Raw genomic sequence first — 8,614 nt, forward strand, 5'->3', positions numbered from 1 at the left:
ATAGAGCTGAAACAGTGTCTCTATTTCTCTATTAAATTGTTTTTGCACCAGAACCACTTTCGATATCAACGATCAAGATACAAACAATTTCAAAGGGAATAAATGTGGAACATCGTCAGGTGCTAATTTGGACTGTTGGGATTAAGAGCCACATTCTTGTCCTTAACAAAAAACCTCCTGCATATAAAAGGGTGTGCAGGAGGTTTTTGTGTGTTCTTATAGCATTTGACGAACGGGAAAACCCATTCTTTTAGTTATATTTAGGTGTGGGAGTGTCAAGAGTTTGTATCGTTCATCTAGATTCCCAAACCACGTTGTTTTGAGCTGGTTCAAAACGACCAAATTGATACCATAGTGTGTTGTTATTAGGATCTTTGTGAACATTTAGAAGTGTTCCATCATGCAGCTGAACAACACTATTTGATCTTCCAAACAATTGGTTTTCCGTACTAGAAGTCCATTTTATTTCGTTCCCATTCATTTCTCCCGTTCGATGCCAAATAGGATTATTATTTCCTCGCGTTCCTTCAAAAATAGTAAAAATAGATCCATTATCTAGCTGTATAGCTAGAGGGTCTTTTCCGAAGCCATCGAATTGCTCATTTTTAGTCCAGTTTATTTTACCATCTTCGAATGATCCTAAATTGTACCACAGGCTATCATTAGCTAGATTACTGGTTCCATGAACCTCTAGAACTCGACCATCTTGAAGAGTTGTTATATAAGGATCTTTTCCCGAATCGTAATTATTGCCCATACTATACCAATGAATACGACCATCGCTTGTATACCTTCCTAAATTGTAGTACATCTTATACATATTAGGATTTAATGGATCTCCACCCCTATGAACTTCTAGGATATCGCCATTATCAAGAATAGTTACAGAAGGCTCCACTCCATTATCGTAATAATTATTGTTAATTTGATCATACCAATTAATATATCCATTTTCGTATTTACCTATATTGTAATGGAGATTATTTAAGGTGTTTCCACTGTCATGAATCTCTAGGATAAGTCCGTTATCAAGGACGGTCACAGAAGGTGAAGCTCCTGTATCATAGTCAACAGGACTCGACCAATAGATTTGATCAAATTTGTATTCTCCGATTTGATAAGAAAGGGTACCATCTAACTCCTTAATGGATACCAATAATCCATTATCAAGTACAGCGACAGAAGGATCGTTTCCATTCGCAAAATCACGATCAGTATCCCCATTAGGTATATACCAAACCTCTTCTCCATCAACAATCTCACCGTCTATGACTTCACCTAATTTGTATCTGTTCGTTTCCTCATATTGGTGTACTTCTACTATCTTTCCATTATCAAGTACCGCTATATCCGGGGTGTATCCATAGTCATACTTGACTCTTTGACCCCAATCTAATTTTCCTTCTTTGTATTCTGATAAACTATAATGAAGATCACCACTCAATTGATGAACCTCAAGGATCGAACCATCTTCAAGTACCGTTACAGAAGGAGTTTCTCCAACACCATATCGATCTTGTTCATACCAATTAATTTCACCATTTTCATATATACCTAAATTGTACAAAAGATACACGTCAGATGGATCTTCATGAACTTCCAGTATGTGTCCATTATCAAGCACCGTTACAGAAGGTTTGGTCCCAATTGAGTATTGCGTTCTTTTTCCCCAATCCATAGTTCCATCTTTGTATTCTCCAATATAGTAATTAAGATAACCATTTTCTTCGTGAACCTCTAGTATCTTACCGTCATCAAGAACTGTTGCAGTAGGATGGCTTCCTCCTCCTACTGATGAGCTATATTTATTCGCTTTAGTAAACCAATCAATTTCGGCATTTTCTACTTTTCCTAACCGGTAATAAAGTTCATTTTCGTTTTCGTAAATGCTCAATATCTCGCCATTGTCCAAGGTCGTTACATTCGGATTAATCCCTTTATCTCCGTATCCGAAAGATTCATTCCAATAGATAGAATCCATTCTTTGTTCGCCTATCCGATAAAAAATATCTCCATCTTGTTCTTCGGCAGCAACCACAAAATCGGTAGGAAGTGTGGTTATGGATGGAGTATCACCTACAGAGTATTCTCGTTCCGGGTTGGATAGCGGTGAGAACCAAACGATTTCACCACCTCTAAATTCACCAGATTTGTAAAAAAGATCCCCATTATGTTGATGAACGGCTATTATTTTCCCGTCAATTTCGGTTGTTTCTGGTTTTTCACCTTCCCCGTAGTTATTTGGTTGACCCCAATTCACTTTTCCGTCTGAATATACCGCTATGCGGTAATGAACATCACCATTTTGTTGATGAACCTCTAGGACAGATCCATCTTCAAGAGTCGTTACAGAAGGATTGTTACCGGTGCCATATTGATCTTGTTCATACCAATTAATTTCACCATTTTCATACTTTCCTAGATTGTACAAAATGTTATCGGTTGTTGAATCTTCGTGTACTCCTAGTATCTCACCGTTGTTAAGGGTGGTTACAGAAGGATTACTTCCGGTAAGAGATCGAGTCCTTTGACCCCAATTAATTTGTTCATCTGTGTATTCAGCAATATAATAATTAAGCGATCCGTTCTCTTCGTGAATGGCTAATATCTTCCCATTATCAAGTACAGTGACAGAAGGATTGTTTCCTCCTAAATGATATTTATTACCTTGGCTATACCAATTTATAATCTCTCCATTTTCCACTCTTGCCAGACTATAATAAAGTTCGTTTTTATATTCATAAACATTTAATATCTCCTTATTATCAAGGATCGTTATAGTAGGGTTATGTCCAATATCCCCGGAGTCAATAGGAGAGGTCCAATAGACACTCCCGTTTTTTTGTTCGCCTATCTGATAATAAATTTTATCGTTTTCCGATTTAATTGCTAAAGAAAGACCATGATCCATTAAAGTTATCGTAGGATCATCTCCCGTAGAATAATTGGGATCAGTAGGATTCGTATTCACATCGTATGGTGTAATCCAATACATTTCCCCATTATTTCTATAGTCACCTAATTTATGATAAATATTTCCATCCTTTTCATGAACGAATTGTATGATCCCGTTGTCTAGTACAGTGACAGAAGGATCGTTTCCAGTGTCGTAATGATTCCCTTTGCTAAACCAATCAATTTCACCATCTTTATATTTTCCTAGATTGTACAAAAGGTCATCAGTTGTATGATCTTCATGGACCTCTAGAATATAGCCATTATCAAGAAGGGTGATTGATGGTTTTTTACCGGAATCATATTTATAGTCTGTGCTGTTCCATTCAATCATTTGTTCTTGTTCTTTGTATTCACCCAAACGATAATAAAGATCATCATCGTTTTCCCCTTGATACACACTTAATACATCTCCATTCTCAAGTACGGTGATCGTAGGATCTTGTCCGTGTCCATAAAGAATCGTTTGCAAGTTCCAAATGATTTCTTCTCTCTCTTCATCATGTCTTCCTATGTAGTAATTTAATGCACTTGGTTCATCACTAATAGAAACATCATTCACTTGTATGACATCCCCATTGTTAAGTGTGGTTACAGAAGGGATGATTTCATAATAATTATAAGTATACTGATTGCCTTTACTATACCAATTAATTTCCCCGTCTTCGTATCTACCTAAGTTGTATATAAAATATATATCCCATGTTCCACCCGCATGGATCTCTAATATATCTCCATTATCAAGGGTAGTTACAGTAGGTTTTTTTCCTGTATCGTATTCAACAGGATTCGTCCAATGTACTCCTTTGTCTTTATATTCACCTAATTGGTAATAAAGCTTGTTATTACGTTCGTTAACCACTAGCATCATGCCATTATCAAGCTCGGTTACATCTGGATAATGACCATCAGAATCAAGCGGGAAGGTAGTAAGAGTATCTTCAACATCTTCTGATTCTGCGATTGCTACAAACCCACCATTTGGAACGAAGATACTTAACATTAAAATAACAATTAAAAATAGTTTATTAAACAAAAAAACACCCCTTATAATTTTGTCGATTTCTCATTTAAAAATTCGATGTTTTTTCTATAATACCTTTTGTTAATATTATCCGAACAAAAAGTATGGTGACTTCATGATGAGAAGAGCTAGATTTTTGTCAAGAAGAGCAAGAAAAAGGTTGAACAGTTGAAGAAGTTAGATCGTATGATATGATACCCGCTCCTTTTCATCAAACTTGCGGTTTTTTGGTCTTCTATGCGAAAAAAATATAATCATGCTAAAGTAAGGAGCGTACACTACAAACAAGGAGGAAAAAAATGAAAACGGTTTCTACATTTATCACATCTTTACTGGTGCTGTTCTATCTATTTAATCCAATCAAGTCGTATGCTTCTACAGATAAGGTTGAATTGGATTATTTAGACATTAACGAAGTGGACCCCAAGCCATACTATTCGTGGGGTGATAATCCCACAATTACAGTACTAGATAACGGATTGGTTCTATCTGTAAGTGAGTATAAGGGTGATCTCACCTACACACTGGGAGAATTCTACGAGGGTGAAATCTATTGGACCTTTCCAGTAGGATACGATACAGGTAAAAATCCCTCTGTTACAACTATGGATAATGGAGATGTAATAGAAATACATATGGGACCTATATTTACATCTCTTTATTATAATTTAGGTCGTTATGAAGATGGTAAAATCAATTGGTATAGTATAGGAAATAAATATGATAGCGGACGTGATCCTAATATAACAGTACTATCCACAGGAAATATTGTATCATTACAACGTGATAGCGGATCATACAACTCATCTTATGTAGTAGGTACTTACAACGATGGATCTATAAATTGGGATGACCAATTTTATAGGTATGGAAATAATAGTCACACGAGTGGCAATGCTTCTCTAACGGAGCTTAATGACGGTAGAATACTAGGTAGTCATGAAAATAACGGAAACCTTGAGTATATAATAGGCAATTTAACCAATTGGAATAGCCCTACTATATACGAATGGTACGGACGTGATCCTGTTTCTTTACAATTAGACAATGGGATGATTTTAACCATGTTTGAAGGGACAAGAGGAGAGAGCCCCACTTGGTATAAGACTGGCGAGTTGAACGGGGATGAAATTAAGTGGACATCAAGCACGTTTACTCAATTTAACGGCACTGATAATGATGTGGTTCAACTACAGAATGGACTCTTGTTAAACGTACACAAAGATCCGAACGGACCCTCTTTACGATACGTGTTAGGAACTTGGGATGCTGAAGCGAATCGTGTATGGTGGTGGGTAAATGGATTGTAAAAAAACAGTTGAACGAAGGATGAAAATGAAAACGATTTCTAAAATGATCTTTTCTATGCTAGTTGTGTTCGCCCTATTCTATCCCGATTCTGAATCTCATGCTGCTACAGATAAGGAGGGATTGCAGTATCTAGATATTAACGAGGTGGACCCTAAGCCATACTATTCGTGGGGTGATAATCCCACAATTACAGTACTAGATAACGGATTGGTTCTATCTGTAAGTGAGTATAAGGGTGACCTCACCTACACACTTGGAGAATTCTACGAGGGTGAAATCTATTGGACCTTTCCAGAAGCATACGATACTGGTAGAGAGCCGGAAATTTTAACGTTGGATGATGGTGAATTGTTGGAAGTCCATATAAGTCATCGCTCCTTTGATATCTATTATAATCTAGGTCGTTTCAATGAAGAAACAAATGATATTGATTGGTATAGTGTAGGTAATTTTCTGGTTGGTACAGCTAAGGTAGGATTTGACAAATTAGGTTTAGCACAAACTTTTGATGGGGAAATTGCTTTGACCCATAAAGAATTTAGCCCTTTTATAGTTGCTCCCTACGTGATGCGAGTATTAGAATATACTGGTGATGGTGACGATCGTAAAATTAAAGATGTATTTGATGAAACGATAGATTTGGGGACGCAGCTTTCAATTACTGATTATCGCAATGCTAGTACATCTGGTACATCTGGTGTTTTAGAAGTACATCAAAGTGATTCTCTTTTTAATAATCATTTGTACTATCGTTTTGGTAATATTAAGCCCGCTAATGGAATTGGTATGAATGCGCCGCACAGATTTGACGATCACGGGAAAGATCCTGTTGCCCTGCAACTGGACAATGAAATCTATTTAACCATGTTTGAAGGAACCAGAGGAGATAATAATCCTACTTGGTATAGGACTGGGGAATTGAGCGGTGCTGAAATCAAATGGACATCAACTACGTATAGCCAATTTAACGGGACAAACAATGATGTGGTTCAACTACAGAATGGACTCTTGTTAAACGTACACAAAGATCCAGACGGACCTTCTTTACGCTATGTGTTAGGAACATGGGACTACGAAGCACAACGAGTATGGTGGTGGACAAACGGTTTGTAAAAAACATTCTCCTGTGTTCTATAACTTATCCATTCATCACAAATAGGATAGGGTTGGATATACTTGACGATTGATGAAACGCCACCGTACCCGTTGCATGTATGGTTGGCGTTTTTTCATTATCATAATCAAAAAAATCCTATTTTTACCTTTCTTTGTTTTTCAGTGACCATATCTAATTTTTGATTATAAGAAACTTTTCTTGATTCGTTTTTATTTTTTACGACTAAAATGATCAATCCTATAACAGCTGGCACACCTAACGCAAGTAGGATTTCGTAGTACATGAGTTCCTCCTATTTACCAAAACTTCCACCGTGGCTTCTTCTCCTGTTCTTCTTTCCTTGCTTCCTGACTCTCCTTCAATGAACCCAAAAGCAATTGATCACGTTTTTCCAAGCTTTCCTTAATGTATGTTGATTGTTCCTTCAAATCATTCGCTTGATCGTCTAATTTTTGTAGCAACGCTTGCTGAAATTCTTCTTGCTTACGTTGATACGCTTCTTGTTTCTCCTGATAGGCCATAAATTCCTGTTTATAAATAGTATCTGTTTCCTCTTCAGACGTATCACCCTGCGATGTATCAGACGTATCAACCGTTGATAATACTGATTTTATCGCCTGATCTATTGATACCTTCGGTGTGTTCGCTAATTCCATGATCCTTCTTATCAAAACAATATCTTCATGAAAAAATCCTCTATGTCCTAGATGAATGCAACTTTTTGATCGTTCAGTACATCAATATTCTCGTTTCTCAACAAACTGAAAGAAGGGACATCAATGAGATGCCCTTCTTTTGCAGATATCTTGTCCTAGTTAGCGTTTGTCTTAAGCTTATCGGGGTAAACGGGTACTTCCCGCTTTCTTTACGGTTGTGATATGTCTGTTAGTGCGTCTCCAGCTTGGTCGTTCGACTGTGATTGAACGGCTAAATCGCCCAAAGAAACCATCCCGACGACCTTGTCGTTTTCGATGACAGGAAGACGTCGAACTTGTTCACTGGCCATTAGAGAAGCGGCCTCTTGTGAAGTAGTGTCTGGAGTAACGTTGATGATTTTGTGGGTCATTACTTGATCGATTTGTCCATATTCATCTTTATGTTCTGCGACACCGCGTATGACCAAATCACGGTCTGAGACCATTCCAATAATTTTTCCCTGATCAAGCACAGGTAAAATACCGATATCCCGCTCTTTCATCAACTCAGCAACGTGCTCGATTGAGTCTGTTTTTTCACATGTTTCAACAGCATCAGTCATGACATCTCTTACATTCATATAGATACCTCCAATTTAATTTGAACCATTTGTAGTATGGGGAGACAGTAAATTGTTATGCATCCTTTTTCTTAGTAAAAATATTTGTTGTTTTTTTGTAAAAAGAGTTTAACTGAAACTGTTTGGTGGAATGCTAACCATGCTGATTCAAAAAACATTTAAAATGAATGAAACATTTTCACGATTCAGACGTACTAACCTATAACAACACTTATATGAGAGAGGTGTCGATCATGGCTAGAGATAGCGAAAATTTAAAAAGAATGATTGTCAAACTGTCAGAAGTTGGTGTCAAAATCACAAAAACAAAATCACGTCTAGAAATTCTTGAGTCTGTTAAAGAATCACACCAAATCTCAGAGACATAATCTAAATAGCCGAACCGTCATGAGCACTTAAGTTATTTCAACTCAATACAGATGATAAGGTGCTCATACCAACTATGTGAGGACCTTTTTTTTTATTTCCTACTTCCTAACTAAATAAAGAAAGTACACTTGTGCACGTTGCAAATTAGGCAATGAGCGTCTGCATCTGCATCGCACTTAAAGATGAAAGGAGGCTGCAACGGGATGTATGAATCCGGCATATTGATTTATAACGGCAGGACAAAAAGAAGTTGAAGAAAAATTGTCACAAATAATAGATACGCTCAGCGTATTAAAGGAAATTATCCTCTAGACGATCTTAATGGAGTGAAAGGGTTGAGGAGATACGATGATGAGGGGAATATCCTATGGAAGATGTTCACGCAGAGCTAGAAAAACATACAAAGGGGAAGTATAGTTTTTTATTCAAGAAAAAAACAACTCCTGAATAATGTCAGTAAAAAAGAGAATTGTTATATAGCATACATAGAGATAAGACCGCCAAATAATGAACTGCACCCCAAATTTTAGACACAGTCTAGAATTTGGAGGTGCTTTTCTTT

At 37.0% G+C, this 8,614-nt stretch carries 7 protein-coding genes; 3 read left to right on the forward strand and 4 right to left on the reverse strand.

What is annotated here, in order from left to right:
• Window positions 1–292 precede the first annotated feature (292 nt).
• Entirely contained in the window at window positions 293–3,991 is a 3,699-nt protein-coding gene (locus AB1471_RS16320; protein ID WP_367780827.1) for a hypothetical protein, read from the reverse strand.
• A 287-nt stretch (window positions 3,992–4,278) separates the two neighbouring features.
• Here AB1471_RS16320 and AB1471_RS16325 point away from each other — a divergent pair, with 287 nt between their 5' ends.
• Window positions 4,279–5,289, forward strand: coding sequence for a hypothetical protein (locus AB1471_RS16325; RefSeq protein WP_367780828.1), 1,011 nt, complete (start codon window positions 4,279–4,281; stop codon window positions 5,287–5,289).
• Complete coding sequence (locus tag AB1471_RS16330) at window positions 5,279–6,403, forward strand: hypothetical protein (RefSeq protein ID WP_367780829.1); 1,125 nt, start codon at window positions 5,279–5,281, stop codon at window positions 6,401–6,403. Before AB1471_RS16325 ends, AB1471_RS16330 begins: the two co-directional genes overlap by 11 nt.
• 128 nt (window positions 6,404–6,531) lie before the next feature.
• On the opposite strand, the gene AB1471_RS16335 is transcribed toward AB1471_RS16330, so the two are convergent.
• From AB1471_RS16335 to AB1471_RS16345, 3 genes are all read right to left on the reverse strand, one after another.
• Entirely contained in the window at window positions 6,532–6,690 is a 159-nt protein-coding gene (locus AB1471_RS16335) for a hypothetical protein (protein ID WP_367780830.1), read from the reverse strand.
• Window positions 6,691–6,703: 13 nt separating this feature from the next.
• The gene (locus AB1471_RS16340; RefSeq protein ID WP_367780831.1) at window positions 6,704–7,063 is read right to left on the reverse strand and encodes a hypothetical protein; all 360 of its coding nucleotides are present in this window, start codon (window positions 7,061–7,063) and stop codon (window positions 6,704–6,706) included.
• Window positions 7,064–7,272: 209 nt separating this feature from the next.
• Window positions 7,273–7,683, reverse strand: coding sequence for a CBS domain-containing protein (locus AB1471_RS16345; protein WP_367780832.1), 411 nt, complete (start codon window positions 7,681–7,683; stop codon window positions 7,273–7,275).
• A gap of 233 nt (window positions 7,684–7,916) precedes the next feature.
• Here AB1471_RS16345 and AB1471_RS16350 point away from each other — a divergent pair, with 233 nt between their 5' ends.
• Window positions 7,917–8,051: an Lmo0850 family protein gene (locus tag AB1471_RS16350; RefSeq protein WP_367780833.1), complete on the forward strand. Its 135-nt coding sequence runs from the start codon at window positions 7,917–7,919 to the stop codon at window positions 8,049–8,051.
• Window positions 8,052–8,614: the final 563 nt, after the last annotated feature.

It is taken from the genome of Jeotgalibacillus marinus (assembly GCF_040801915.1).
Lineage (GTDB): Bacteria > Bacillota > Bacilli > Bacillales > Jeotgalibacillaceae > Jeotgalibacillus > Jeotgalibacillus marinus.